Source organism: Streptomyces beijiangensis (assembly GCF_017315755.1).
GTDB lineage: Bacteria > Actinomycetota > Actinomycetes > Streptomycetales > Streptomycetaceae > Streptomyces > Streptomyces beijiangensis.
In genome coordinates this window covers 1-214 of sequence record NZ_JAFLRJ010001547.1, presented here as the reverse complement: position 1 = coordinate 214, position 214 = coordinate 1, and the positions used below count along the sequence as shown (strand labels likewise).

At 74.8% G+C, this 214-nt stretch carries 1 protein-coding gene; it reads left to right on the top strand.

Annotation, left to right across the window (positions count from 1 at the left end; genetic code table 11):
• Positions 1-214 (top strand): sensor domain-containing protein (locus tag J0695_RS42625; protein WP_242553828.1); only part of this gene is annotated, 214 nt, incomplete at both ends.

Here is a 214-nt window from a genome sequence, read left to right as displayed (position 1 = left end):
CCCGGCACGTCCGGCGAGCCGACGCCTTCCCGCCCGAACCTCGCCCTGGACGGCAGGACCTGGCGGGAGGTCGCCTACCTCCTCGCCAACCTGCCGTGCACGGTCGTCGGTTTCGTCTACGCGGTGACCCTGCTCGCCCTCGGCGGCGGTCTGTCCGTCACCGTGATCGGTCTGCCGCTGCTGGCGCTGGCGCTCGGCGGGGCGCGGCTGCTGG